The 25,722-nt window shown below is 73.5% G+C and carries 21 protein-coding genes; 12 read left to right on the forward strand and 9 right to left on the reverse strand.

From position 1 onward, the window contains the following. Window positions 1-6 precede the first annotated feature (6 nt). Together pflA and pflB are read right to left on the reverse strand one after the other, a co-directional pair. A complete protein-coding gene (pflA, locus tag ABZ321_RS24825) occupies window positions 7-801 on the reverse strand; it encodes a pyruvate formate-lyase-activating protein (protein WP_344505771.1) in 795 nt (264 codons plus the stop codon). Next, window positions 798-3,062, reverse strand: a complete 2,265-nt coding sequence (gene pflB / locus ABZ321_RS24830) for a formate C-acetyltransferase (RefSeq protein ID WP_354895084.1) — start codon at window positions 3,060-3,062, stop codon at window positions 798-800. Before pflB ends, pflA begins: the two co-directional genes overlap by 4 nt. 233 nt (window positions 3,063-3,295) lie before the next feature. Between pflB and ABZ321_RS24835 the strand changes: the two genes are divergently transcribed. From ABZ321_RS24835 to ABZ321_RS24860, 6 genes are all read left to right on the forward strand, one after another. Next, entirely contained in the window at window positions 3,296-4,069 is a 774-nt protein-coding gene (locus ABZ321_RS24835) for a thioredoxin domain-containing protein (protein ID WP_354895087.1), read from the forward strand. Beyond that, window positions 4,066-4,683 (forward strand): vitamin K epoxide reductase family protein, encoded by a 618-nt coding sequence (locus ABZ321_RS24840; protein WP_344505774.1) that lies wholly within the window; start codon window positions 4,066-4,068, stop codon window positions 4,681-4,683. The genes ABZ321_RS24835 and ABZ321_RS24840 overlap by 4 nt, the downstream gene beginning before the upstream one ends. 30 nt (window positions 4,684-4,713) lie before the next feature. Continuing rightward, complete coding sequence (locus ABZ321_RS24845) at window positions 4,714-4,983, forward strand: hypothetical protein (protein WP_354895090.1); 270 nt, start codon at window positions 4,714-4,716, stop codon at window positions 4,981-4,983. A 61-nt stretch (window positions 4,984-5,044) separates the two neighbouring features. Further along, window positions 5,045-5,662: a CBS domain-containing protein gene (locus tag ABZ321_RS24850; protein ID WP_344505776.1), complete on the forward strand. Its 618-nt coding sequence runs from the start codon at window positions 5,045-5,047 to the stop codon at window positions 5,660-5,662. A 159-nt stretch (window positions 5,663-5,821) separates the two neighbouring features. Beyond that, the gene (locus tag ABZ321_RS24855; protein WP_354895094.1) at window positions 5,822-7,129 is read left to right on the forward strand and encodes an RICIN domain-containing protein; all 1,308 of its coding nucleotides are present in this window, start codon (window positions 5,822-5,824) and stop codon (window positions 7,127-7,129) included. 186 nt (window positions 7,130-7,315) lie between these two features. After that, window positions 7,316-8,857: a S8 family serine peptidase gene (locus ABZ321_RS24860; protein ID WP_354895097.1), complete on the forward strand. Its 1,542-nt coding sequence runs from the start codon at window positions 7,316-7,318 to the stop codon at window positions 8,855-8,857. 55 nt (window positions 8,858-8,912) lie between these two features. Here ABZ321_RS24860 and ABZ321_RS24865 read toward each other — a convergent pair whose 3' ends face one another. Continuing rightward, complete coding sequence (locus tag ABZ321_RS24865; RefSeq protein WP_344505779.1) at window positions 8,913-9,608, reverse strand: CBS domain-containing protein; 696 nt, start codon at window positions 9,606-9,608, stop codon at window positions 8,913-8,915. A 187-nt stretch (window positions 9,609-9,795) separates the two neighbouring features. Here ABZ321_RS24865 and ABZ321_RS24870 point away from each other — a divergent pair, with 187 nt between their 5' ends. The 4 genes from ABZ321_RS24870 (at window position 9,796) to ABZ321_RS24885 (ending at window position 16,688) form a co-directional block, all read left to right on the forward strand. Then, on the forward strand, window positions 9,796-10,242 hold the full coding sequence (locus tag ABZ321_RS24870; RefSeq protein ID WP_354895100.1) for a CBS domain-containing protein: 447 nt from the start codon (window positions 9,796-9,798) through the stop codon (window positions 10,240-10,242). Beyond that, window positions 10,223-12,886, forward strand: a complete 2,664-nt coding sequence (gene ppdK / locus ABZ321_RS24875; protein ID WP_354895103.1) for a pyruvate, phosphate dikinase — start codon at window positions 10,223-10,225, stop codon at window positions 12,884-12,886. Before ABZ321_RS24870 ends, ppdK begins: the two co-directional genes overlap by 20 nt. 10 nt (window positions 12,887-12,896) lie before the next feature. Next, the gene (locus ABZ321_RS24880) at window positions 12,897-13,748 is read left to right on the forward strand and encodes a universal stress protein (protein WP_344505782.1); all 852 of its coding nucleotides are present in this window, start codon (window positions 12,897-12,899) and stop codon (window positions 13,746-13,748) included. An 84-nt stretch (window positions 13,749-13,832) separates the two neighbouring features. After that, the gene (locus ABZ321_RS24885) at window positions 13,833-16,688 is read left to right on the forward strand and encodes a cation-transporting P-type ATPase (RefSeq protein WP_354895106.1); all 2,856 of its coding nucleotides are present in this window, start codon (window positions 13,833-13,835) and stop codon (window positions 16,686-16,688) included. Between the two features lie 42 nt (window positions 16,689-16,730). On the opposite strand, the gene ABZ321_RS24890 is transcribed toward ABZ321_RS24885, so the two are convergent. After that, on the reverse strand, window positions 16,731-17,210 hold the full coding sequence (locus ABZ321_RS24890; RefSeq protein WP_344505784.1) for an ArsI/CadI family heavy metal resistance metalloenzyme: 480 nt from the start codon (window positions 17,208-17,210) through the stop codon (window positions 16,731-16,733). 319 nt (window positions 17,211-17,529) lie between these two features. Between ABZ321_RS24890 and ABZ321_RS24895 the strand changes: the two genes are divergently transcribed. Continuing rightward, the gene (locus ABZ321_RS24895) at window positions 17,530-18,780 is read left to right on the forward strand and encodes an MFS transporter (protein WP_354895109.1); all 1,251 of its coding nucleotides are present in this window, start codon (window positions 17,530-17,532) and stop codon (window positions 18,778-18,780) included. 32 nt (window positions 18,781-18,812) lie between these two features. Here the strand turns inward: ABZ321_RS24895 and ABZ321_RS24900 are convergent, their stop codons facing one another. The 5 genes from ABZ321_RS24900 to ABZ321_RS24920 all read right to left on the reverse strand — a co-directional run bounded on the left by ABZ321_RS24900 (window position 18,813) and on the right by ABZ321_RS24920 (window position 25,354). Further along, window positions 18,813-20,237 carry a hypothetical protein gene (locus ABZ321_RS24900; protein WP_354895112.1) on the reverse strand — a complete coding sequence of 475 codons (1,425 nt, stop codon included), beginning with the start codon at window positions 20,235-20,237 and terminating at the stop codon, window positions 18,813-18,815. After that, the gene (locus ABZ321_RS24905; RefSeq protein ID WP_344505787.1) at window positions 20,234-20,731 is read right to left on the reverse strand and encodes a SigE family RNA polymerase sigma factor; all 498 of its coding nucleotides are present in this window, start codon (window positions 20,729-20,731) and stop codon (window positions 20,234-20,236) included. Before ABZ321_RS24905 ends, ABZ321_RS24900 begins: the two co-directional genes overlap by 4 nt. A gap of 129 nt (window positions 20,732-20,860) precedes the next feature. After that, the gene (locus ABZ321_RS24910) at window positions 20,861-21,847 is read right to left on the reverse strand and encodes a nitroreductase (RefSeq protein WP_344505788.1); all 987 of its coding nucleotides are present in this window, start codon (window positions 21,845-21,847) and stop codon (window positions 20,861-20,863) included. Further along, window positions 21,844-24,246 (reverse strand): phosphoketolase family protein, encoded by a 2,403-nt coding sequence (locus tag ABZ321_RS24915; protein WP_354895116.1) that lies wholly within the window; start codon window positions 24,244-24,246, stop codon window positions 21,844-21,846. Before ABZ321_RS24915 ends, ABZ321_RS24910 begins: the two co-directional genes overlap by 4 nt. A gap of 124 nt (window positions 24,247-24,370) precedes the next feature. After that, entirely contained in the window at window positions 24,371-25,354 is a 984-nt protein-coding gene (locus ABZ321_RS24920) for a nitroreductase (protein ID WP_344505790.1), read from the reverse strand. Between the two features lie 155 nt (window positions 25,355-25,509). Between ABZ321_RS24920 and ABZ321_RS24925 the strand changes: the two genes are divergently transcribed. Next, window positions 25,510-25,683: a hypothetical protein gene (locus ABZ321_RS24925; protein ID WP_354895119.1), complete on the forward strand. Its 174-nt coding sequence runs from the start codon at window positions 25,510-25,512 to the stop codon at window positions 25,681-25,683. Window positions 25,684-25,722 lie beyond the last annotated feature (39 nt).

Consider the following 25,722-nt stretch of genomic DNA (forward strand, 5'->3'; position numbering starts at 1 on the left):
GCGGCGTCAGTACACGGTGAGGCCGGCGGCGGCGAAGGTGTCGCGGACCCGGGTCAGGAGCGCCTCGCCGGGAGGCGGGGTGTCCCGCAGGGTGAACGGGATGCCGAGCCGGTCGTACTTGGCGGCGCCGAGGCGGTGGAACGGCAGGACGTCGACGCGTTCCACGTTGCCGAGGCCGGCGGCGAACCCGGCGACGCCCTCGACGTCCGCGGGGTCGTCGGTGAGGCCGGGGACGAGGACGTACCGCACCCAGACCGGCGTGCCGCGGCCGGCGAGGCGGCGCGCGAAGTCCAGGGTCGGGGCGATGGACCCGCCGGTGAGCCGGTGGTAGCGGGCCGGGTCCCACGCCTTGATGTCGAGCAGGACGAGGTCGGTGACGTCGAGGAGGTCGTCGCCGGCGCGGGCGCCGAGCGCGCCGGACGTGTCGAGGGCGGTGTGCAGGCCGAGCTGCCGGGCGCCGGTGAAGAGCGCGTGGGTGAACGCGGGCTGCAGCAACGGTTCGCCGCCGCTGACGGTCATGCCGCCGCCGGTGGTCCGGACGAAGTCGGTGAACGTGCGGACCTGGTCGACGACGCCGCCGGCGGTGGTCGCGGTGCCGTCGCGCATCCGCCAGGTGTCGGGGTTCTGGCAGTACAGGCAGCGCAGCGGGCACCCGGCGAGGAACGCCACGAAGCGGGTGCCGGGCCCGTCGACGCCGGTGGAGACGTCCCACGAGTGCAGCCGGCCCGGGACCGGACGCCACCGTTCGGGGGGAAGGACGGTGGCGTCCGGCCGGGTCTGGGAGGAACGCATCGGGGTCATGCCGATCCGTGGAAGGTCCGGTTGACGACGTCGCGCTGCTGCTCCGGGGTGAGCCGCACGAAGTTGACGGCGTAGCCGGACACGCGCACGGTCAGCTGCGGGTACCGCTCTGGGTGCTCCATCGCGTCCAGCAGCGTGGCGCGGTCGAGCACGTTGACGTTGAGGTGGAACCCGCCGGCGCCCATGTAGGCGTCGAGGATGCGGGCCAGGTTCGTGACCCGTTCGGCGTCGGCGCGGCCGAGGCCGTCGGGGGTGACGGTGCTGGTGAGGGAGATGCCGTCGCGGGCCGCCGCGTAGGGCAGCTTCGCCACCGACAGGGCCGAGGCGACCATGCCGTGGGTGTCGCGGCCGTTCATCGGGTTGGCGCCGGGCGCGAACGGCTCACCGGCGCGGCGGCCGTCCGGCGTGTTGCCGGTGTGCTTGCCGTACACGACGTTGGAGGTGATGGTGAGCACCGACTGGGTGTGGATCGCGTCGCGGTAGCTGGGGTTGGCGCGGACCTTGTCCATGAACGTCTCGACCAGCCACACGGCGATGCTGTCGGCGCGGTCGTCGCCGTTGCCGTAGGCCGGGTAGTCGCCGTCCACCGTGTACTCGACGGCGAGGCCGGTGGCGTCGCGGACCGGCGTGACGCGGGCGTAGCGGATCGCGGCGAGGCTGTCGGCGGCGACGGAGAGCCCGGCGATGCCGCAGGCGAGGAACCGGCGCACCGGGTAGTCGTGCAGCGCCATCTCGATGCGCTCGTAGGCGTACTTGTCGTGCATGCAGTGGATGATGTTGAGCGCGTCGACGTACGTGCGGGCGAGCCAGTCGAGGGTGCGGTCGAACGCCGCGAGCACCTCGCCGTAGTCCAGGACCTCGCCGGTGAGCGGTGCGGTCGCGGGCGCGACCTGGACGCCGCTCATCTCGTCGCGGCCGCCGTTGATCGCGTACAGCAGGGCCTTGGCGACGTTGACGCGCGCGCCGAAGAACTGCATGTCCTTGCCGACCCGCATCGCCGACACGCAGCACGCGATCGCGGTGTCGTCGTCGCTGTGCCGCCGCAGCAGGTCGTCGTTCTCGTACTGGACGGCGCTGGTGTCCATCGACACCTTCGCGCAGAAGCGTTTGAACGGCTCGGGCAGCGCCGGCGACCACAGGACGGTCAGGTTCGGCTCGGGCGCCGGTCCCAGGTTGTACAGCGTCTGCAGGTACCGCAGCGACGTGCGGGTGACGAGGGTCCGGCCGCCGGCGCCCATCCCGCCGATCGACTCGGTGACCCAGGTCGGGTCGCCCGAGAACAGCTGGTCGTACTCGGGGGTGCGCAGGAAGCGGATGATGCGCAGCTTCATGACGAAGTCGTCGACGAGCTCCTGCGCGCCGCTCTCGGTGAGGACGCCCTCGTCGAGGTCGCGTTCGAGGTAGATGTCCAGGAACGTCGAGGTGCGCCCGAGCGACATCGCGGCGCCGTTCTGCTCCTTCGCGGCGGCGAGGTAGGCGAAGTACAGCCACTGCACGGCCTCCCGACCGGTGCGGGCGGGACCGGCGATGTCATACCCGTAGCTCGCGGCCATCGTCTTGAGCTCGTCGAGGGCGCGCAGCTGCTCGGCCAGCTCCTCGCGGTCGCGGATGACCTCGGCGGTCGACGGCCGGTCGTCCAGGGACGCCTTGTCGCGGCGCTTCTCGGCGATGAGGAAGTCGACGCCGTACAGCGGGACCCGGCGGTAGTCGCCGATGATGCGGCCGCGCCCGTACGCGTCGGGCAGGCCGGTGATGACGCCGGCCTTGCGCGCGGCGAGGATCTGCGGCGTGTACGCGTCGAACACGGCGGCGTTGTGCGTCTTGCGGAACCGGGTGAAGATCTCCTTCACGAGGGGGTCGAGCTCGTACCCGTAGGCCTTGAGCCCGTTCTCCACCATCCGCAACCCGCCGAAGGGCATGATCGCCCTGCGCAGCGGCGCGTCGGTCTGCAGGCCCACGATCAGCTCGTGCTCGCGGTCGATGTAGCCGGGCGCGAAGGCGGTGATCGACGCGGGCGTGCGCGGGTCGACGTCGTGGATGCCGCGCTCGCGCTCCTGCGGGAACATCGCGGTCAGCAGGCCCCACACGTGCGTGGTCCGCCGCGTCGGGCCGGCGAGGAACGTCTCGTCGCCCTCGTACGGGCGGACGTTGGCCCGCACGAACCCTGCCACGTCGACCTGGTCCCGCCACGATCCGCCACGGAAGCCGCGCCAGGCGGCGAGCCCGGCGGTGGTTTCGGCGGGGGCGCTGATGGTGGTCATCGGTTCCTCCTCGGCTCGGTTCCAGCCTTGTCCGCGGCGGACGGAGACGGCAGGGCCGTTGGTCCCGCCGCCTCCGGGACGCCCGTCACCGCGGCCGCCGTGCTCCCTGGACGAGGGCCGCCGGTCCCGGGCCGTCGGTCCCGGTCAGTACGGGTCTTCCGCCTCATCCGCCGCCTCGCGGTACGGGCGGAGGCTGACAGCGCGTACACGCATCCGACAGGGGGACCGCCGACATGGGGACACAGGCACGCACGCCGGCACGGCAGGCCCGGCAGGCACGGGAGGCACGGCAGGCGCGGGCGGAGGCGCTGCGGCGCACCCGGCGGCGGCACCGCAACCTGGGTGTCGCCGGCGGGGTCGTCATCGTCGCGCTGCTGGCCGCGATCGCGTTCGTCCTCGTCGACGCGGCCGGCGACGACGACGCGCCCGCACCGCCCGCCGCGCAGTCGACGGCGGCCCCGGCCGGCGCGACCGCCACCGGCGCGATCGTGACCGGGACGGGTCCGGTCACGGTGACGATCTACCTGGACTACCTCTGCCCGTACTGCGGGCGGTTCGAGCGGGCGAACAGCGGCGACCTGGAGCGTCTCGTCGCCGCCGGCACGATCCGCCTGGAGCTGCACCCGCTCGCGTTCCTCGACCGGGCGTCGCAGGGCACCCGGTACTCCACCCGCACCGCCAACGCCGTCGCCACCGTCGCCGACCGGAGCCCGGCGAAGGTGCTCGCGTTCAGCGCCGCGCTGTTCGAGCAGCAGCCCGCGGAGGGCGGCCCCGGCCTGACCGACCAGCGGATCGCGGCGATCGCCACCGGCGCGGGCGTCCCCGCCGACGTCGCGGCGTCGTTCACCGAACGCCGCTTCGAGCGCTGGGTCGCGACGTCCACCGACTGGGCGTTCCAGCACGGCGGCGTCACCGGCACGCCGACGGTCCTGGTCAACGGCAAGGTGTTCGAGGGCGACCTGTACACGGCCGGTCCGCTGGCCGCGGCCGTCGCGGCCGCGGCATGACCGCCCTGGAACGGGTCCGGCGGCTGCGGCACAGCAACGGCTGGATCTACGGCACGATGCTCGTGTCGGCCGTGCTGAGCCTGGTCGCGTCGTTCGTGCTGTCGGTCGACGCGGTCCGCCTCGCCGCCGACCCCGCCGCCGACCTGACCTGCGACATCAACGCCGTGCTGTCCTGCGGCACCGTCGGGCGGTCCTGGCAGGCGCAGCTGTTCGGCTTCCCGAACGCGTTCTTCGGCCTGGTCGCCGAGCCCGTCGTCATCACCGTCGCGGTCGCGAGCCTCGGCGGCGTGCGCTTCCCGCGCTGGTTCATGCTGGCGGCGCAGGTCGTCTACACCCTCGGCGTCGGGTTCGCCTACTGGCTGTTCTACCAGTCGTCGTACGTCATCGGCGCGCTGTGCCCGTGGTGCCTGCTGGTCACGGTGTCCACGACGCTGGTCTTCGCCACCCTGACGCACGTGAACCTCCGCGACGGCCACCTGCCGCTCCCCCGCCGCGCCGGACCGGCCCTGCGCGCCGCGATCGACGCCGACCTCGACGCCGTCGCCGTCACGATCTGGCTGCTCGTCCTCGCGCTGCTGGTCGTCGTGAAGTACGGCAGCGCACTGGTCGCCTGACCGAGCACCCGCCGAGGACGGAGCCGACCCATGGCACACACGCTGATCGTCACCGCCGTCGTCCTGATGGCGTACGGCGCCGCCGCCGCCACCGTGCTGACGATCTACCGCGCGGCCGACGTGAAGGCCCCGCGCCTGGCCCGCATGGAGTCCGACGCCGCCCGGCGCCTCGTCGCGGGTAGCCTCGACCAGGTCGGATACCGGCGGACCATGGCCGTCCTCGCCGCGCTGGACGACGTCGCCCATCCACTCACCGTCCCCGGACCGCCCCGTCAGGACGACGGCCCGGCGACCAGGTGACCTTCGGCCCGTGCGGCCGCAACGGCCACGGAGCAGCGTGGACCGTGAAGGGGGTAGGGCCATGAAAGACCTATGTGTCCGTGACGTGATGAACCCGTCGGTGGTGGTCGTGACGGCCGACTGCACCGATCGGCACGTCGCCGACGTCATCACCGAGTTCGGGGTGAGCGGCGTGCCGGTCGTCCGTGACGACGACCGGGTGATCGGGGTGATCTCCGAGGCGGATCTGCTGCCCCTGCTGCGCCCGGGCGCCGGCGACGCGCCGGCGGGCACCGCCGGCACGATGATGTCCACGCCGCCGGTCACGGTGACCGCCGGGTCGCGGGTGAGCGCCGCCGCCGGGCTGATGGAGCGGCACCGGGTGAAGCGGCTGCCGGTGCTCGACGACGACACCGGCACCCTCGTCGGGATCGTGACCCGCCGGGACCTGCTGCGCGGTGCGCTGCGCTCCGACGAGGCGATCGAACGGGAGCTCATGGACGAGCTGCTCATCCACGGGCTGTGCCTCGGGGACGACGGCGTCACCGCCGACGTCCACGACGGCACGGTGACCTTGTGCGGCGCCGCCGCGCGGCGGCGGGACGCCATGGTCGCGGCCAGGATCGCCGGCGGGCTCGACGGCGTGGTCTCCGTGGTCGACCACATCAGCGTGCCGGCCGCCCCGCAGCCCCGTGGATGACCGCCGACCGGACGGCGGACTGCCTGCCGGACGGCAAGGTCGTCCGGGTCCGGACGATCGCGGTCGCTGAAAGTTACAGCGGCGTTTGACTTCATCGATGCACTCCGATAGCTTCGCCGACACCCTTGGGAAAGCCCTTTCCCCGTGAGGAGTCGCGTCATGAAGCGTCGCTGGCGCATCAGTGTGCTCATCGGGACGGCGGTGACCACGCTGCTGGGCGTGGGCGTCGTCGTCGCCCTGCCGTCCGCGTCGGCGGCCACGGTCGACACGTCCGCCTGGTACGTGATCGTCAACCGCAACAGCGGCAAGGCGATGGACCTGTGGGAGTGGTCCACCGCCGACGGCGCCCCGGTCAACCAGCAGTGGACCCTCGCCCGCGTCGGCAGTGGCACGCCGACGACGTCGCCGCCGTCCGGCGGGTGCGGCACCGGCTCCTTCAACGCCGAGGCGGTGCTCAACGGCGGCACGTGGACGGCGCGCAACGGCGGCACCACCGCATACACGGGCACCGACATGCGCGCGGCCGTGCAGGCCGCCGTCAACAGCCTGACGGCCGGGCGGACCTCGAAGCAGCGCGTCGTCGTGCGCGGCTCCGGCACGATCAGCGCCGGCGCCCGCATCTCGCTGCCCAGCTACACCACGATCGACGTCTGCGGCACGATCAACGTCACCGGCACGGGCTCGGGCGACCAGGCGCCGATCTACTCGCGCGGCGCCACCGACGTCGAGGTGCAGCACCTCACGCTGACCGGCGCCCCGCTGTACGGCATCTTCATGCGCAACGTCACGAACGTCGTGCTCGGGCAGATCGACATGCGGCTGTCCGGCGGCCTCGGCGTGCGCATCGACAACCGCGGCGACACCAGCCAGTGGACCCGCAACGTCCGGATCGGCACGGTGTACGTGTCGGGCGCGAGCTCGCACGCGGTCGAGACGTACGGCGTCGACGGCATCACCATCGGCACGGTGACCGCGCGCAACGTCGGCGAGTCGGGCCTGCTGCTCAACCAGACCGTCAACGCGACGGTCGGCACCGTCGACGCGGAGAACGCCGGGACGGGCACCGGGTACGCGGCGTTCCGGATGGCCAACCGCAACGGGCGCATCGGCAGTTCGTACACCACGAACATCCGCGTCGGGACGGTCCGTGCGCGCGGCGGCGGCCGGGGCATCTTCTGCGTCTCGGAGAGCGGCGGCGCCGTCGTCGACCGGGTCGACATCGCCGACACCGGCAACAACGCCGTCCTGATCGAGAACTGCTACAACGTCACCGTCGCCACGAACGGCGGCACGATCAGCGGCGGCGGCGAGGTCCGGCTGGCCGAGCGGACCGAGTTCCCCGGCAACACCGACATCACGCTGCGCAACTTCACGCTGACGAACAACCGGATCGTCGAGAACCCGTGCACGGACCGGCTCACGATCTCCAACGTGACGCTGAACAACTCGACGATCACCCGCTGCTGAACCCCGCCCGGCGCCTGTCGGGTCATCGGTCGCCGCCGCGGCCGACCGGCCGATACGTCCGGCGGGCGGCTGACAGGCGCCGGGTGCGGTTCGGTGGCGCTCCCGGTCCGGGCCCTGCCGTCCGGCGGCTCCGGCCCGAATGATGGGGCGGGCCCGTCGATCACGGGCAGCCGGAAGGAGTGCAAGGTGCGCAACACACGCAGGCGGGGCAGGCAGGAGCTGCTGCGGGCGGCGGCCGCGGCGGCGGCGCTGCTGCCGGTGGTCATCGGCGGCACGGCCGGCGGCACCCAGTCGATCGCGTCGGCGGCGCACCGGGCATCGGACGCCTGGGCGTCGAACATCTGGATGGGCACGGCCGCCTCGGGCGCGGGCCTCTCGCTGGCCGACGTGCGCAAGACCATCGGCGCGGCCACCGGCACGGCCGCCGGCCTCACCGGCGCCGGGGTCGGTGTCGCGCTGATCGACACCGGCATCGCGCCGGTGCCCGGGATGCCCGCCGCGCAGATCATCAACGGGCCGGACCTGTCGTTCGAGTCGCAGTCGTCGAACCTGCGCTACCTCGACACGTACGGGCACGGCACGCACATGGCCGGCATCATCGTCGCCAACGACAGCACGACCGGCACCGTCGGCCTGGCCCCCAAGGTGAAGCTCACCTCCGTCAAGGTCGGCACGTCCAACGGCGCCGTGGACGCGTCGCAGATGATCGCCGCGATCGACTGGATGGTGGCGCACCGCAACGACGACCCCGCCAACCCGATCCGGGTCATCAACCTGTCCTACGGCACCGGCGGCACGCCGAACTACTGGACCGACCCGGTGGCCTTCGCCGCGGAGCAGGCCTGGAAGGCCGGCATCGTCGTCGTCGCCGCCGTCGGCAACGACGGCAAGCAGATGACCGACCCGGCCACCGACCAGTTCATCCTCAACGTCGGCTCGGCCGACACCCGCGGCACACTGTCCACATCGGACGACACCATCTCGACGTTCACCAGCCTGACGTACAACGGCCCGTCCAACCGCCGCACCGACCTGCTGGCACCCGGCCAGTCGATCCTGTCGCTCGCCGACCCCGGCTCCAACATCGACGTGTCCTACACCTCCGCCCGGGTCGGGACGACCCTGTTCCGCGGCAGCGGCACCTCCCAGGCGACCGCGGTCACCAGCTCCGCCGTCGCGCTGCTGCTGCAGGCCCGCCCGTCGCTCACGCCGGACCAGGTCAAGTACCTGCTGATGACCAACGGCGACGTCCTGACCAGCGGCAACGCGGCCGGTCTCGGATACCGCGAGCTCAACCTCGGCAAGGCCCTGGCCGCGCCGACGCCGAACGTGAAGCAGAACTTCACCTGGTCCAACGGGTCCGGCCCGATCGAGGACGCCCGCGGCGGCAGCCACGTCGTCCGCGACAACGTCGCCCTCACCGGTGAGGCCACCATCTGGGGCACCCTCAGCACCGGCGCCTGGGCGTCGCGCAGCGCGTCGCAGAGCTCGTGGTCGGGCGGGCAGTGGATGGGCCACCAGGTGACCGGCAGCGGCTGGACCGGGACGTCCTGGGCGTCGAAGACGTGGGCCGTCTCCGCCTGGTCCGGCACCCCGTGGGGCGCCGCCACCACCTGGTCCGACCCGGGCTGGTCGGGCCACTACTGGTCCGGGCACTACTGGTCCAGCGGCACGTGGAGCGGCCACTACTGGTCCAGCGAGGACTGGTCCACCGCCAGCTGGGACTGAACCCCGGCAACGAGGACGCCCAGGCGCTGCATGCCTGGGCGTCCTCGCGCATTCGTCAGAACATGACCGGGGCGCGGTAGGGCTTCGGCTGGTCGGCGGTGTCGTCCCGGTCGAACGACAGGTGGCTGACCACGTCGACGACGCCGTCGACGCGCTCGATCTGGCGGACGAGCGGCGCGACGAGCGAGCCGCGGTCCACCTCGCCGAGCAGGGTGACGACGCCGTCGTCGACCTCGACCCGCAGCTGCGACCGGTCGATGCCGACGAGGTCGTCGACGGCCTCGGTGAGGATCTCGCGGCGGATGTCCTCGTCGGTGCGCAAGAACACCTTCAGCAGGTCGCGGCGGGTGACCATGCCGATGAGGCGGCCCAGGTCGTCGACGACCGGCAGGCGCTTCAGCTCGTCGGTCTCCATGATGCGGGCGGCGGCGACCACGGACGTGGTGCTGAGCACGGTGACGGCCGGGGCGTTCATCAGCTCGCCCGCGGCGGTCGCGTGGGCCTTGCCGCGCGCCTGGCGGGTGTGCCGGCCCTCGAACAGCCGCGGGTGGTCGTCGTCGCCGGCGAACTCGATCTTCGGCACCAGGTCGGCCGACGACACGACGCCGACGACCCGGTCGTGCGCGTCGACCACCGGCACCGCGTTGATCTCGTGCGCCTCCAGGAGGTCGACGATCTCCTTGAACGGCGTGTCCTCCTGCACGGAAATCGCGCCGATCGTCATCACGTCGGCGACGTTCCAGCGTCCCATGGCCTGCCTCCTGCTCAATCCGTCGCTGTCTGCTGAGCCGAACGTATGGCCCGCCGGCACCCCGCGGCAGGGCACAACGGCACCTCCACGGGTGCCGTTCGACCGGCCCGTGCCACCGGGTCCAACGGCCCTGTCCGCGGCCGGAAACCGTGCCTAGCGTCGAGTCGGAATATCGTGGAGGTGCACCGTGACCGTGCCGACCATATGCGAGCGCGCCAGCCTGCAGCACCTCGTGGACGTCGTCGAGGCGTCCCGCGCGTCGCACATCGCGGTCGTCGACGAGTTCGGCCGGCTGCTCGGCGCCATCGACACCGCCGACCACCCCGACCTGTTCGGCGGCCTGTTCGGCGGCGAAGACGGTCCCCGCGTCGCGGGCACACCCCGGCACCGGCGCCGCCGGGACGCCAGGCGCCACGCGGCGGCCGGCGACCTCATGGCCGACGCCGTCGTGGTCGGCGAGGCCTGGTCGCCGGCGCGGGCCGCGCACACGCTCACCACCGCCGGAGCGGACGTCGCGTACGTCGTCGACGACCTCGGCTGCGTCCGGGGCACCGTCACCATCCGCCAGTGCCGACCGGCGCCGGCGGCGCACACCGTGCCGAAGGAGGCCGGCCGTGACCAAGTACGTGTATGACTTCGCGGAGGGCAGCAAGGAGCTCAAGGACCTGCTCGGCGGCAAGGGCGGCAACCTCGCCGAGATGGCGAACCTCGGGCTGCCCGTGCCGCCCGGCTTCACCGTCACGACCGACGCCTGCCGGGCGTACCTGCGCGGCGGCGACGAGCCGTTCGGCCTGGCCGACGAGATCGGCCTGCACCTGGAGCGGCTCGAACGGCAGGCCGGCCGGCGGCTCGGCGACCCGGACGATCCGCTGCTGGTGTCGGTGCGCTCCGGCGCGAAGTTCTCGATGCCGGGCATGATGGAGACCATCCTGAACGTCGGGCTGAGCGACGCGACCGTCGCCGGCCTCGCCGCGCAGACCGGCGGCGACGAGCGGTTCGCTTGGGACTCCTACCGGCGGCTGGTCCAGATGTTCGGCAGGACCGTGTGCGGGGTGCCCGGCGAGGCGTTCGAGCGCGCCCTCGACGACGCCAAACGCGCCGCGGGCACCACCGACGACCTGGGCCTTGACGCGGCCGCGCTGCGGGGGCTCGTCACGCGGTACCGCGAGATCTTCCGCGAGCACACCGGCCACGACTTCCCGCAGGACGCGCGGGAGCAGCTCGACCGGTCGATCCGCGCGGTCTTCGACTCGTGGAACGGCGAGCGGGCCGTGCTGTACCGCCGGCAGGAGCACATCCCGGCGGACCTCGGCACCGCCGTCAACATCGTCGCCATGGTCTTCGGCAACCTCGGCCCGGACTCCGGGACCGGCGTGGCGTTCACCCGCGACCCGGCCACCGGCGCGACCGGCGTCTACGGCGACTACCTCGCCAACGCCCAGGGCGAGGACGTCGTCGCCGGCATCCGCAACACCGTGCCGCTGCAGCAGCTCGCCGCCGTCGACAAGCACGCCTACGACGAGCTGATGGTCATCATGGCGAAGCTGGAGACGCACTACCGCGACCTGTGCGACATCGAGTTCACCATCGAGCGCGGCAAGCTGTGGATGCTGCAGACGCGCGTCGGCAAGCGGACCGCGGCGGCCGCGTTCGTCATCGCCACGCAGCTCGTCGACGAGGGCGTCATCGACCTCGACGAGGCGCTGCACCGGGTGACCGGCGCCCAGCTGGCGCAGCTGATGTTCCCGGCGTTCGACCTCTCCCGGGCGCCCGAGCGGCTGGCCCGGGGGGTCGCGGCGTCCCCGGGCGCCGCGGTCGGCGCGGTGGTCTTCGACGCGAAGCGGGCGGCGGCGCTGGCCGCGCGGGGCGAGCGGGTCATCCTGGTGCGCCGGGAGACCAACCCCGACGACCTGCCCGGCATGATCGCCGCGCAGGGGATCCTGACCAGCCGCGGCGGCAAGACCTCGCACGCGGCGGTGGTCGCCCGCGGCATGGGCAAGACGTGCGTGTGCGGCGCCGACCGCATCGATGTCCACGATGGACACTTCACAGCGGACGGCCGGACGGTGGCCGAGGGCGACATCGTGTCGATCGACGGCAGCGCCGGCACCGTGTACCTCGGCGCCGTGCCGGTGCAGGAGTCGCCGGTCGTCCGGTACTTCGAAGGCACCCTCTCCCCCGGCGCCGACCCGCTGGTCGCGGCCGTCGACCGGATCCTCACCCACGCCGACAAGGTCCGGCGCCTCGGCGTGCGGGCCAACGCCGACACCGCCGACGACGCCGCCCGCGCCCGCCGGTTCGGCGCCCAGGGCATCGGGCTGTGCCGCACCGAGCACATGTTCCTCGGCGAGCGGCGGCCGCTGGTCGAGCGGCTCATCCTCGCCGGCACCGACGACGAACGCGACAAGGCCCTCGCCGATCTGCTGCCCTTGCAGCGCGCCGACTTCGAGCGGCTGTTCGAGGCGATGAACGGGCTGCCGGTGACGATCCGGCTCATCGACCCGCCGCTGCACGAGTTCCTGCCGCCGCTGGACGAGCTGGCCGTGCGGGTCGCGCTCGAGGAGTCGCGCGGCGAGCCGGACGGGCACGACCAGGCGCTGCTCGACGCGGTCCACCGGATGCACGAGGAGAACCCGATGCTCGGCCTGCGCGGGGTCCGGCTCGGCCTGGTCGTGCCCGGACTGTTCGCGATGCAGATCCGCGCCGTGGCCGAGGCGACGCTCGCCTGCCGCGAACGCGGGGTCACGGTCCGGCCGGAGATCATGGTGCCGCTCGTGGGCGCCGTGCAGGAGCTGGAGGCCGTCCGCGAGGAGGCGCAACAGCTGCTGGGGGCGCTCGGCGTGCAGGCCCGGGTCGGCACGATGATCGAGGTGCCGCGCGCCGCACTTACCGCCGGCGAGATCGCCCGCGCGGCCGACTTCTTCTCCTTCGGTACCAACGACCTCACCCAGATGGGGTGGGGCTTCTCCCGCGACGACGTCGAGGGCGCGTTCTTCACCCGCTACCTGGAGCTGGGCATCTTCGGCGTCTCGCCGTTCGAGTCGATCGACCGCGACGGGGTCGGCAGGCTGGTCCGCATCGCCGTCGACGAGGGCCGCCGGACCCGGCCGGACCTGCACATCGGGGTCTGCGGCGAGCACGGCGGCGACCCCGCCTCCATCCACTTCTTCCACGACGCCGGGCTCGACTACGTCTCCTGCTCGCCCTTCCGGGTGCCGGTCGCCCGGCTCGAGGCGGGCCGCTGCGCGGTCGTCGCGACCGGTTCCGACTCACGGTAAGGGAGCTGAGATGAACATCCAACGAGTCGTCGTCGGGTACGACGGATCCGACGAGGCACGCAAGGCGGTCGACTGGGCCGCCGCCGAGGCCGCGCGGGCGCGGGCCCAGCTGCGGATCGTGCACGGCTACCAGGTCGTGTGGCCCGGCGTGTACTACGACGTCACGGCCGAGCTGATCGAGGCGGCGGAGCGGGCCGGCGAGCAGCTCGTCGCCGAGGCCGTCGCCCGTGTCCGCGACCGCCACGACGGGCTCGACGTCGTCGGCGTCGCCGTCCACGCGCCCGGCGCGGCGACGCTGCTCGACCTGGGCGAGGCCGCCGGCCTGCTGGTCGTCGGCAGCCGCGGCGCCGGAGGGGTCAGCAACCTGCTGCTGGGCTCGGTGAGCCAGCAGGTCGCCACGCACGCCCGCACGCCCGTCGCGGTCGTGCGCGGGCACTCCGACACGGTCACCGGCCCGGTCGTGGTCGGGGTCGACGGCTCGCCGTCGGCGGAGACGGCGCTGCGGCTGGCGTTCGAGGCGGCCGCCGCGCGAGGCACCGAGCTCGTGGCGGTCCGCGCCTTCGTGCCGCCGTCACCGGTGCTGGTCCCGCGCGAGGCGGCCGAGGCGGCGGAGCGGGCGGCGCTGGAGTCGTCGCTGGCCGGGTGGCGCGAGCGGTACCCCGGCGTGAAGGTCGAGGCGCTGCTGGCCGCCGGACGGGCCGCCAAGGTGCTCATCGGCGTGTCGCACACGGCACAGCTGGTGGTGGTCGGCAGCCGCGGGCACGGCGGGTTCGCCGGGCTGCTGCTGGGGTCGGTCGGGCAGCAGCTGATGCAGCACGCCGAGTGCCCGGTGCTGATCGCGCACGCGCCGTCGGCCACCTGAGCCGCTGGTCCTACGGCGAAGGTCCCGCCCTGCGCGGGACCTTCGCCGCTGGGCGGTGGGGGTGGACGGTGGGAGGGTCGAGGCATGACCACGACGTTGACGGACCCGGCCGGGCTCAGCGCCAGGGAGGTCACCGCGCTGCGGGAGCGGCACGGGCGCAATGAGCTTCCGGCCGCGCCGCCACCGTCCATCGTCGCGCGGATCGGCGTGCAGCTGCGGGACCCGCTGATCGTCGTGCTGCTGGTCGCCATGGTCGTGACCGCGGCCCTGCGGGACGTCAGCGACCTGGTCGTCATCGCGCTGGTGATCGTCCTCAACACCACCGTCGGCGTCGTGCAGGAGCTGCGCGCCGACCGGGCGGTGGCGGCGCTGCGCCGCATGGCCGCCCCGCACGCAAGGGTCCGCCGCGACGGCGCCGACGTCTCCGTCCCCGCCGCCGAGCTGGTGCCCGGCGACGTCGTGCGGGTCGAGGCCGGCGACATCGTCCCCGCCGACCTGCGGGTCGTCGAGGCGGTCCGGCTGGCCCTGGACGAGTCGGCGCTCACCGGCGAGTCGATGACGGTGGCCCGGTCCGCCGGCGACGAGCTGTCCGCGGGCACCGTCACCGCCACCGGCCGCGCCACCGGTGTCGTCGTGCGCACCGGCGAGCACAGCGCGCTGGGCCGCATCGCCGCCCTGGTCGCCGGGCAGCCACGGCGGCAGACGCCGCTGCAGCGCCGGCTCGTCGGGCTCGGCAAGGTCCTCGCCCTGACCGCGGTCGCGCTGTCCGGGGTGGTGTTCCTGGTCGGCGTGCTGCGCGGCCAGCCGGTCGCCGAGATGCTGCTGGCCGCGGTGAGCCTCACCGTCGCCGCAGTGCCCGAGTCGCTGCCGGCGGTCGTGACCCTGGCCCTGGCCCTCGGCGCGCACCGGATGGCACGGCGGTCGGCGATCGTGCGCCGGCTGCCCGCCGTGGAGACCCTCGGCTCCGTCACCGTCCTCGCCACCGACAAGACCGGCACGCTCACCGAAGGGCTGATGAGCGTCGAGCGGCTCCTGTTGCCCGACGGCGGCGAGATCACCCTGACCGGCACCGGCTACGCCCCTTCCGGGACCGCGACGCCCGAGCCGGGCGCCGCCGGGCTCGAGCTCGCCCGGGCGCTCGTGCTGTGCAACGACGCGGACCTCGACCACGCCCGACCTGAGTGGGCGCCGGTCGGCGACCCGATGGAGGCCGCCCTGCTCGCCGCCGCCGGACGGTGCGGCGTCGACCTGGCGGTGCGGCAGGAGTTCCCCCGCGTGGCCGAGGTCCCGTTCGATGCCGTGCGCCGCCGCATGACCACCGTCCACGCCGACCCTGCCGGCGGATACCTGGTCGTGTCCAAGGGCGCGCCCGACGTGCTGCTCGCCGCGTCGCCGGCACGCACCACCGGCGACCAGCCGCTCGCCGCCGAGGGCGACCGGGCATCTGCCACCGACGGCCACCAGGCGCTCGCCGTCGAGCGCTACCGGACGCTCGCCACCGACGGCCACCAGGCATTCGCCACCGAGGACCACCGGGCGCCTGCTACCGACGGCCGCCAGGCGCCTGCCGTCGACGACCACCAGGTGCTTGCCGCTGACAGCCACCAGGCGCTTGCCGTCGAGCGCTACCGGGCGCTTGCCGCCGAGGGCTACCGGGTGCTGGCCGTGGCGGGTGCGCACCGGGACTGCGTACCGACGCCGGAGGACGCCGAACGGGACCTGCGGCCGCTCGGTCTGGTCGCCCTCATCGACCCGGTGCGGAAGGCGGCGCCAGCGGCCGTGGCCGCGTTGCGGGACGCGGGTATCGAGGTCATCCTCATCACCGGGGACCATCCGGCGACGGCCGCGGCGATCGCCGAGCGGGTCGGCCTCGCCACCCCCGGCGCAAGGGTGGCACTCGGCACCGGCCCGAGCAGCCCGGCCCCCGACAACGACCCGACCGCCGCCACGCCACCTCACGACCCGGCCAACGTCGCGTCGCCCCACAGCCTGACCGGCACCACGCCGCCCCTCCGCCCGGACGGCGCAACGCCACCCCATGGCCTGGGCGTCGACGCGACGCAGAGCCGGGCGGGCGGTGCGGTGCCCGTCGTGTATGCGCGGACCAGTCCCGAGCAGAAGCTGACCATCATCGAAGGGCTCCAGCGCGGTGGTGCCGTCGTGGCCATGACCGGCGACGGTGTGAACGACGCACCGGCTCTGCGCCGGGCCGACATCGGGGTCGCGATGGGCCGTGGCGGCACCGAGGCCGCGCGCCAGGCCGCGGACCTCGTCCTCGCTGACGACAACCTCGCCACCGTCGCCACGGCGGTGCGTGAGGGGCGGCGTATCTACGCCAACATCCGCCGCTTCCTCGTGTACGCGCTGTCCGGCGGCGCCGCCGAGGTGCTCGTCATGCTCGCCGGGCCATGGCTGGGCATGCCCGTGCCGTTGCTGCCGGCGCAGATCCTGTGGATCAACATGATCACGCACGGGCTGCCGGGTGTCGCGCTGGGCGGCGAGCCTGCCGCACCCGACCTGATGCGGCGGCGGCCGCGCCGCCCGGACCAGGCGATCCTCGGTGGGCTGGCCGCGCCGATCGCCGTCACGAGCGCGCTGATCACGGCCACGGTCCTGGCCGCGGCGCTGTGGACGCGGCACGCCGGCGGTCCGTGGCAGAGCGTGCTGTTCCTGGTGCTCGGCCTCGCCCAGCTCGGCGTCGCCCTCGCCCTGCGGGCCCGTGGCGGCGGGCAGCGCAACTGGAGCCTGGACGCCGCCGCCGGCCTGTCCCTCGTCCTGCAGCTCGCCGCCGTCTGGCTCCCGCCGCTGCAGTCCCTGCTCGGCACGACGCCGCTGACCCTGACCCAGACGCTGGCCTGCGCTGCGGCGGCCGCCGTCCCGGGCCTGGTGACCTTCCTTCTCGGCCACCACTACGTCCGGCGGGCCGCTCCGACCGGATAACCGCTGTATCCGGCCGGACCGCCTGTCACGCCGGGCCGCCTGCTACGCCGGTCCGGCAGGCGCCACAACAGGCGACGGCACGACGGCGGGCGCGCTGTCGGACGGCTGGGTGCCGGTGCAGCAGGTCTCCACGACGATGGGCTTGTCCCCCACGTCGGAGTCTCCCTTGACCACGTACACCTCCCATGGCTCGTCGCCCGGGCCCCGCACCCAGACCTTGTCCTGCAACGCGTAGCAGCACTCGGTGTCGCCCTCGGCCAGGGTGATGAGTCCCGCCCCGGTCAGCCGGCCGGTCGCGGCGTCGACGGCCTCGGTGGTCTCGACCTCGACGCCGAGGTGATCCAGTGCGGTCGGCCGGCCGGGTTCGCCTTCCAGCAGGACGAGCTTCAGCGGGGGTTCCGCGATCGCGAAGTTCGCATAGCCGGGGCGGCGCTTGGCCGGTTCGGTGCCGAACAACTTCGAGTAGAACGCCACTGACGCTTCCAGGTCCGGGACCCGGAGCGCGAGCTGGACACGGGACATCGCACACCTCCACACGGTTGCTCAGGCCTACCTCCAAGCAGCATGCCCCACCGCGCCGCCGTTCGTATCGCGTTGCGCGCCGGGCCGTCGATGGTTACCGTTCGGTCTTCCGGCTGCCCCCAGGAGTTGAGATGCCCGGTCGTTCGAGCACGCGTTGACGTCTGGGCCGTGAGCGGCCCCGGTCATCGCGTGCTGCCTTCGGAAGCGCGGCACAGCGAGCACTCCCCGCCCTGAACCCGTTCATGCGTCTGCGGAACGGGCGGCGGGCCTTTGTACTCGGCAACCCGAGGGGTCTTCTGTGCCGTCCACGTCTTCCGCTGTGCCCGATTCCGCTCTCCGGCGGGACGCCGACTTCCGCAGGCTCTGGATGGGGCAGACCGCCTCGCAGCTCGGCGAGCACGCGAGCCTGGTGGTCCTGCCGCTGATCGCCGTGCTGACGCTGCATCTCGACGTCGGCGGGCTCGGTGCGCTCCGGGCCGTCGGGCAGGCGCCGTTGCTGCTGCTGTCGTTGTTCATCGGCGCCTGGGTGGACCGGTGGCGCGCCCGGAACGTCATGATGCTGGCGGACCTCGGCCGGGCGTTGGTGCTGGCCGGGGTCGCCGCGGCCGCCCTCGCCGGCGGCCTCGACCTGCCGATCCTCCTGGTCGCGGGGTTCGCGCTGGGGACGATGTCGGTGTTCTTCGACGTGGCGTACCAGGCGTTGCTCGTACGGATGCTGCGGCGCGACCAGTTGCTGCGCGGCAACAGCGCGCTCGAGGGCAGCCGGTCCGCGGCGCAGATCGGTGGTCCGGCGCTCGGCGGGGCGTTGGTGTCGCTGCCGCCGGCGTCGATCGCGGTGGTGGCCAACGGGTTGTTGTTCGCGCTGTCGTTCGGGTCGGTCTCGCGGATCCGGCACCGCGAGCCGGCCCCGGAGCGCGCCGGCCGTGCCCCGCACGTGTGGCGGGAGGTCAGGGAAGGCGTCCGCTTCGTCGCCGGTGAGGCGTCGCTGCGGGCCGTGTGCCTGGCCTCCGGTGCGTTCCAGTTCTCGTTCGCGGCCGTGATGACCGCGTATCTGGTCTACCTCACCGAAGACCTGCGCCTGCCGGGCGGCGCGGTCGGGCTGGTGCTCGCGGCGACCGGACCCGGGGCGCTCGCCGGGGCGCTGCTCGCCGCCCGCCTGCCCGGCAGGTTCGGCCACGGCGTGGTGCTGGTGGCCGCGGCGACGATCGGCAACGGCGCGCTGCTGCTCGTGCCGGCGGTGCAGGGCACCCCCGCGGTGACGGTGCCGGCGCTCGCCGCGATCAACCTCGTGGTCGGGGCGTTCGGACAGCTGGTCAACGTCACCGTCATGGCCATCCGGCAGGCCGTGACCCCGGACGGGATGCAGGGCCGCGCCGCCGCGACGATCACGTTCGCCGGCATGGGCCTGACCCCGCTGGGCTCGCTGCTCGGCGGCCTCCTCGCGGGAGAGCTGGGGCTACGCACCGCCATCCTCGTGGCGGGCGCCGGCATGATGGTGTCACCCCTGGTGATGGTCCTGTCCCCGCTCGTACGCCTCGGACGGGAGCTACCCGTGCCGCAGGACCGCTGAGCCGCGGCCGACAACGGTCCGAGACGCCGCCGCTACGGCCGGGCCGTGCGGCGGCGGCGACGGACCAGCCGGATGACGAGGGCGGCGATCAGCAGCACCGGTGACAGCACGCAGAGCGCGAGCACGCTTGCCTGCGCGATTACCGACCAGCGGGCGGGCAGCGCCGCCGGCGCTGGCACCGGGCCACCGAACCGCCCGTCGCGGAGCAGGTCCTGCGCGATGTCGATGGAGCTGACGTCGCCCGGCGGGTCCAGCACGACGCTCACGGTGCCGTCTGGTCGCAGCGCCAGCACGCGGACGTGCCGGGTCTCTGACCAGCCCGTATCGTCCGGTTCCAGCAGGATTTCGTCTTCGAGTTCGTATTGCACGACGATGAGGGTGTCGCCGTGCCAGCCGAGCGCTCGTACCGCCGGACCGGTCACCGTCGGCAGCGCCGGCCCTTCGCGGTCCGCGCCGGTGGCGGCGTCTACGTAGGAGACGCGCCATCGCCGGGCGGCGAGCCGATCGTGGTCGCACTTCTTTGTGTTCGTGCAGCCGTCGATGGTCAGCAGTGCCACGGCCGAACTGTCCGGTGTGTAGGCGCCCGCGCCGGCCAGCCGCCGGTCGCCGAGGTCGCGGGTCCACAGCCGCCGGCCGGCGGCGTCGTAGCCGCGCAACTCGGTGCCGCCCGCGGAGGGCCTCGTCGCGACGAACCCGTGGCCGTCCGGCGCGAACGCCGCCACCCACGCTGAGGCGACGGGGTCGCGCGCGAACACGTCGTCGACCGGGACCAGCGCGCCGCTGGCCAGGTCGACCAGGATGTACTGTGCCCGTCGGCGGTCGGTTCCTGGATCAAAGTCGTTGTTGTCGCCGTGCAGTACCAGGACGGCGCCGCTGTCCGGCCGCCACGCCGCGACCTCGAAGCAGCAGGCCGGCGGCCCGTCGCCGTAGCCGCGGCTGCGGCCGGTGCGCAGGTCGGTGACCACCAGCCACCCGGCCGGACCGCCGGTCAGCATGCTCTGCGCGACGAGGTTGCCGTCCGGAGACAGCCGCACATCCTGCCCGGCACGCAGCTTGTCGTCCGGATAGCGCAGCATACGGTAGGCGCCGTTATGGCCGACAACGGCGAGCTTGCCGCCCTCTTCCTCGAAGGGGTAGGGGTCGCTGCTCAGCCCCCAGCTGTAGCCGCCGAACAGCACCGTGGCCGGGCCGGGCGGCGCCATGCCGACCGTCGCCTGCCAGAAGTACGGCAGCTCGATGCCGGCGGGGACGGCCGGGTCGCCCTGGGCGGGCCGGGGCTCCAGGTGTACGCCGGGCAGGACGGCCACGGCCGCGCAGAGCAGCGCCACGACGACGGCCGCGACGACCCTGCTCCGGCGCCGCTGCCGCCGCCCGCGCCGCCACGGGTCGTCGGGCAGCCGGGCGGGCGGCATCCGCTCCCCCAGCTCACGCAGCGTGTCACGCAACGGCACGGTCATGACATCACCTCGGCCAGCTCGGGCGCTTTGACACGGAGGGCGGCGAGGGCGTCACGGGTCTGGCTCTTCACGGTCGACACCGAGCAGCGCAGCGCCTCGGCGGTCGCGGCCTCGGTCAGGTCCTCGAAGTACCGCAGGACCAGCACGGCCCGCTGCCGGGGCGCCAGCTTCGCCAGCGCGGCCTGGACCGCGAGCGCGGTCGTGACGGCGTCCGCCCGGTCCGGCACCGCGCGGTCCGGCAGCTGATCGCTCACGTGCACCTGCCGCCAGCGCCGCCGCCACAGCGACACGTGCTGGCTGACCATCACCCGCCGCACGTACGGGTCCGGGTCCCCGCCGGCCACCACCCGCTCCCAGTGCCGGGCGACCCGGACCAGCGTCACCTGCACGAGGTCCTCGGCGGCGTGCCGGTCACCGCACAGCAGGTAGGCCATGCGGGACAACGCCGCCAACCGGCCCGCCACGTACGCACGGAACGACTCCTCAGCCTCCACGACACCTCCCTACCGGGACACACGCCCGCAGTCCCGCGCGCGGACGGGTGCGTGGGGGGAGGCATCGTAACCACGACGAGCGGGCGGCGGGCCCGGACCGGCCCGCCGCCCATCGTGCCGGTAGTGCTGTCAGTCGAGGATCTCGACGACCTGCTCGACGGGCAGGCGCGGGGTGTGGGCCGGGCCGGCATGGTCGGGGTCCGTGGTGCCGAGGCGCAGGACCAGGTACGGGTAGCCGACCTCGCCCAGCATGCGCCGCAGCGCCTGGCGGGTGAAGTCGAGCTCGACGGGGCTGCTCAGCGGCAGGACCGCGGCGCCGTGCTCGGTCGCGGCGAGCCAGATCTCGCTGAGGGCCTCGCCGGCGCGGAGCCAGTCGGAGGGTTCGTCGCCGTCGCCGTACAGGACGGCGTAGGCGGCGGCCTCGTCGTGGCCGGAGCCGGCTGGGAGGTTGCCGCTGACGCCGAAGTCGCGTTCGGCGACCGTGGTGAGCGGCAGCTCGGCGGGGATCACGGTGTCGGGCAGGCCGGTGCCCGACGGGCGGTCGCCGCCGACCCACTCGGCCGTCTCGGCGCGCATCCGTTCGTCGTGCCGCTCCGCGTCGCCGGCGTGCTCGATGACGACGGCGAGCTGGAGGACCTGGTCGCGGGTGAGCAGGTGCAGGCGGGAGCCCTCCTGCCCGGCCGCGGCGACCAGCGCCTCGCGCACGGCCGCGGACACCGGCTCGTCGCTGACCACCCGCCGGTCGGTGCGCCGGACCTGCAGCAGCTGCAGGCGCCGCATCGCGCCGGGGTCGGCGGGCCCGGCCTGCGAGGCGTGCACGACCGCGAGCGGCGTCGCGTCGTCGGCCGTGGTGGACCCGTCGCCGGCGGATCGCGCGACGTCGTACGTCCAGCCGGAGGCGTCCAGGGCGACCCGCGCGTGGTGCAGCGCCGCGCCGCAGCTGACCAGCAGGAGGCGCCCCGCCGGGTCCTGCTCGCGCAGCTGACGGCCGGGCACGGCGTACAGCGACAAGGACGAGCCCTGCACGACCCAACGCCACGGCTGGGTGTTGTGCACGGAGGGCGCCAGCCGGGCGGTGTCCGCCGCCCGGGCCAGCGTTTCGGTCGCCGTGCTCATCCCTGTGCCGCCCAGTCGCCGAGGGTCCAGTCGCGGACCTCGGGCAGGTCCTCGAGGTGCTCCACGACGTAGGTCTCGTGCTCGGCGAGTTTCTGCTCGCACCACGCCTTCAGCTCGGCGGCGCCGCGCGGCAGCCGCTTCGCGTTGTTGATGGCGTCGATGACGAGGTGGAAGCGGGAGGCGCGGTTGCGGACGGTCATGTCGAACGGGGTCGTGGTGGTGCCCTCCTCGATGAAGCCGCGCACCCGGAACCGGTCGGCGTCGGGGCGGCCGTGGACGAGCTGGTGGATGGCGCCCGGGTAGCCGTGGAAGGCGAAGACGACGTCGACGTGGTCGGTGAACAGCTCGGTGAACCGGGTCGGGCTCATCCCGTGCGGGTGGTCCTTCGGGCGGGGCAGCGTCATGAGGTCCACGACGTTGACGACCCGGACCTTGAGCTTCGGCAGCCGCTCGCGGAGGATCTGCGCGGCGGCGACGGTCTCCATCGTGACGACGTCACCGGCGCAGGCCAGCACGATGTCGGGGTCGGTGGAGCCGTCGTCGGTGCCGGCCCAGTCCCAGATCCCCGCGCCCGCCGCGCAGTGCTCGATGGCCTGGTCCATGCTCAGCCACTGCAGCTGCGGCTGCTTGTCGATGACGATGAGGTTGATGTACGAGCGGGAGCGCAGGCAGTGGTCCGCGACGGACAGCAGCGTGTTGGCGTCCGGCGGCAGGTAGACGCGGGCCACGTCGCCGCGCTGGGTGAGCACGACCTGGATGAGCCCGGGGCCCTGGTGCGAGAAGCCGTTGTGGTCGTTGCGCCACGCGGTCGAGGTGAGCAGCACGTTCAGCGAGGGCACCTTCGCCCGCCAGTCGAGCCGTTTCGCCTCCTGCAGCCACTTGCCGTGCTGCACCGTCTGCGACGCGGAGACCATCGCGAACGCCTCGTACGTGGCGAACATGCCGTGCCGTCCGGTGAGGGTGTAGCCCTCCAGCCAGCCGTGGCAGTTGTGCTCGGAGAGCACCTCCATGACCCGCCCGTCGCGACCGATGGCGACGTCGGCGTCGGTGACCCGCTCCATGAAGGCGCGGTCGGAGACCTCGAAGACGGCGCCGAGCCGGTTGCTGTTGGTCTCGTCGGGGCAGAAGAGGCGGAAGCGGTCGGGGTTGCCGCTGTACACGTCGCGCAGCATCTCGCCGAGGCGCCGGGTCGACTCCGCGCGGGAGGCGCCGGGCTCGTCGACCTCGACCGCGTACTTGCGGAAGTCGGGGATGTCGAGGTCCCGGGTGAGCAGGCCGCCGTTGGCGTGCGGGCTGGCGCTCATCCGCAGGTCACCGCCGGGGGCGAGGCCGGACACGAGGGCGACGGGTGCCCCGGCGTCGTCGAACAGCTTCTCCGGCCGGTACGAACGCAGCCAACGCTCCAGGATCGCCAGGTGCTCCGGGTTGTCCTTGACGCCGGACAGCGGCACCTGGTGGGACCGCCACGTGCCGGTGACCTTGACGCCGTCGACCTCCTCGGGCCCGGTCCAGCCCTTCGGCGACCGGAGGATGATCATCGGCCAGCGCGGCCGGGTGCCGTCCCAGTCGGTGCTGCGGGCGGCGGTCTGGATGGCGTGGATCTTGCCCCACGCCTCGGCGAGGGTGGCGGCGAAGCGGTGGTGCATGCCGGGCAGGTCCGAGCCGCTGACCTCGAGGACCTCGTAGCCGTGGCCCTCCAGCAGCGAGCGCACCTCGGCGGGTTCCTTGCGGCCGAGCACCGTCGGGCCGGCGATCTTCGCGTCGTTGAGGTGCAGGATCGGCAGGACCGCGCCGTCGCGGGCCGGGTTGATGAACGAGACGCCCTTCCACGAGCCTTCGAGGGGGCCGGTCTCGGCCTCGCCGTCGCCGACGACCGCGACGGTCAGCAGGTCGGGGTTGTCCATGACGGAGCCGAACGCATGGACGAGGACGTAGCCGAGCTCGCCGCCCTCGTGGATGGAGCCGGGCGTGGTGACGGAGACGTGGCTGGGGATGCCGCCGGGGCTGGAGAACTGCCGGAACAGCCGCAGCAGGCCTTCCTCGTCCTGCGACACCGCCGGGTAGACCTCGCTGTAGGTGCCCTCCAGGTAGCCGGCGGCGACGAGCGCGGGGCCGCCGTGGCCGGGACCGGCGAGGTAGATCGCCTGCTGGCCGGTGAGCCGGATGAGCCGCGACACGTGCGCGTAGATCAGCGACAGGCCGGGGCTGGTGCCCCAGTGACCGAGCAGCCGGGGTTTGATGTCCTCGGGGGCGAGCGGGCGGCGCAGCAGCGGGTTGCCCTGCAGGTAGATCTGGCCGATGGTGAGGTAGTTGTTCGCTCGCCACCACGCGTCCAGCTGGGCGATCTCGTCGTCAGTGGGCCGGCCGAGGGCAGTGGTGCGGTCCGCGACAGTGGTCACCGGACGTCCTTTCTCCGATATGCGTGTTCAGGTTTGCGGTCGCAATGTCAACATTCCATCCCGGGCATATGAGGCCGAGGCTACGCGAGCTGCCGCGGCCGTGCATGCGGGACGCGTCAGAAGATCACGGTTGACCGGGCAGGCCGATGGTGTCGGTGCCGGAGCGGCGGACGGACGGCGGGACCGGTTCCAGGTCGTCGACGGGCACACCGACCCGCATCGCGATCGCCGGGTGACCGACGCCGCCGAGCAGCCGCCGCAGCGCCACCCGGACCGCCGGCACCTCGACGACCTCGCTGATCGGCGAGGCGGCCAGCCCGCGGGCGGTGAGGGTGAGCCAGACGTCGGAGAGTGCCTCGCCGGCGGCGACCCAGTTCGAGGGTTCCTCCTCCTCGACGGTGAGAATGACGTACGCGGTGCCGCGGTCCGACCCGGTGCCCGGTTCGAGTGCCGCCGGGCGCGCCAGGTTGAAGTCCCGGGGCGCGATGGTGCGGTGGGTGTCCGGGACGGTGCTGCGGGGCGAGACGCCGTCCCGGTCGTCCCGGTCGCGGGTCGTCCAGGCGAGCAGGTCCTCCCGGATCCGCGCGTCGCCGTGCTCCGCCTCCCCCGCGTGCGCGACCGCGGAGGCGAAGGCCGTCACCTGGTCGTCGCGCACCACGTGCAGGTGGGTGCCGTGCCGCTCGGCCGCGGCGCGCAGCTCGTCGAGCACGGCGTCGCCGGGGCGGGTGTCGCCGAACGGTCGGCGGTCCGTGCGGCGCTGGTAGATCGCCCGGTACAGGAAGGCGTCCGCAGTGCGCTGCCGTCCCTGACGGATCCGGGCGACCAGGTCCGGCCGGTCCGGGTCCGGCAGCCGGACGATGCCGGCGTCGTAGCCGGCGGCGAGCAGCGCCACGGTCGCATGGTGCAGCGCGGTGCCGCAGCTGAGCAGCAGGAGCCGGCCGTCGGGGTCGATGCCGTCCAGGCGGCGGGACCGGTCGGCCCACAGCTCGGCGTTGTTGCCGGCGAGCCGCCACCGCCACGGCTGGGTGTTCAGGATCGACGGAGCGCGCAGCGCCGCGATCGAGGCCTCGGCGACCTGGTCGATCTCGGCTCGCAGGTGCGGTGTCATGGCGGCCTCCCGTTCAGTGGGCTCACATCGACTCTCGCCCACGCCCGGGTTCCGTGGCAGGGCCGGTGGTCCCGTCCCGGCGGGACCCCCGGCCCTCACGGCCGTCAGCCGGTCATTGCACGAGCCGGAGGCTGGTGATGGGGTGGCAAACCGCGATGAGTGCGGCGGAGCTCAACCCCGGCGACGCCGCGCAGGCGCCGGCGCTCGTCCGCGACCGGCAGCAGCAGGTCCTCGCGGTCCCGCCGCTGCCCGGCTGGTTCTGGGCGCGCGCGCCTGCGGGCGATCGTCACCCGGTCCTGACCGTCACCGGACCGGCCGCGCCGGGCTGACGGCCTGAGGCGGTGGCGCCGGCAGACCGCCCGGCGCCA

The organism is Dactylosporangium sp. NPDC006015 (assembly GCF_040614215.1).
Taxonomy (GTDB): Bacteria; Actinomycetota; Actinomycetes; order Mycobacteriales; family Micromonosporaceae; genus Dactylosporangium; species Dactylosporangium maewongense.

What these genes read in the sequence shown, in the direction of transcription:
- ABZ321_RS24835 (WP_354895087.1), top strand. Translation starts at nt 3,296, where the DNA reads ATGGGGACACAGGCACGCACGCCGGCACGGCAGGCCCGGCAGGCACGG.
- pflA (WP_344505771.1), bottom strand. Translation starts at nt 801, where the DNA reads ATGACCCCGATGCGTTCCTCCCAGACCCGGCCGGACGCCACCGTCCTT.
- ABZ321_RS24865 (WP_344505779.1), bottom strand. Translation starts at nt 9,608, where the DNA reads ATGGGACGCTGGAACGTCGCCGACGTGATGACGATCGGCGCGATTTCC.
- ABZ321_RS24890 (WP_344505784.1), bottom strand. Translation starts at nt 17,210, where the DNA reads ATGTCCCGTGTCCAGCTCGCGCTCCGGGTCCCGGACCTGGAAGCGTCA.
- ABZ321_RS24900 (WP_354895112.1), bottom strand. Translation starts at nt 20,237, where the DNA reads ATGACCGTGCCGTTGCGTGACACGCTGCGTGAGCTGGGGGAGCGGATG.
- pflB (WP_354895084.1), bottom strand. Translation starts at nt 3,062, where the DNA reads ATGACCACCATCAGCGCCCCCGCCGAAACCACCGCCGGGCTCGCCGCC.
- ABZ321_RS24925 (WP_354895119.1), top strand. Translation starts at nt 25,510, where the DNA reads ATGAGTGCGGCGGAGCTCAACCCCGGCGACGCCGCGCAGGCGCCGGCG.
- ABZ321_RS24920 (WP_344505790.1), bottom strand. Translation starts at nt 25,354, where the DNA reads ATGACACCGCACCTGCGAGCCGAGATCGACCAGGTCGCCGAGGCCTCG.
- ABZ321_RS24855 (WP_354895094.1), top strand. Translation starts at nt 5,822, where the DNA reads ATGAAGCGTCGCTGGCGCATCAGTGTGCTCATCGGGACGGCGGTGACC.
- ABZ321_RS24850 (WP_344505776.1), top strand. Translation starts at nt 5,045, where the DNA reads ATGAAAGACCTATGTGTCCGTGACGTGATGAACCCGTCGGTGGTGGTC.
- ABZ321_RS24840 (WP_344505774.1), top strand. Translation starts at nt 4,066, where the DNA reads ATGACCGCCCTGGAACGGGTCCGGCGGCTGCGGCACAGCAACGGCTGG.
- ABZ321_RS24910 (WP_344505788.1), bottom strand. Translation starts at nt 21,847, where the DNA reads ATGAGCACGGCGACCGAAACGCTGGCCCGGGCGGCGGACACCGCCCGG.
- ABZ321_RS24880 (WP_344505782.1), top strand. Translation starts at nt 12,897, where the DNA reads ATGAACATCCAACGAGTCGTCGTCGGGTACGACGGATCCGACGAGGCA.
- ABZ321_RS24885 (WP_354895106.1), top strand. Translation starts at nt 13,833, where the DNA reads ATGACCACGACGTTGACGGACCCGGCCGGGCTCAGCGCCAGGGAGGTC.
- ABZ321_RS24845 (WP_354895090.1), top strand. Translation starts at nt 4,714, where the DNA reads ATGGCACACACGCTGATCGTCACCGCCGTCGTCCTGATGGCGTACGGC.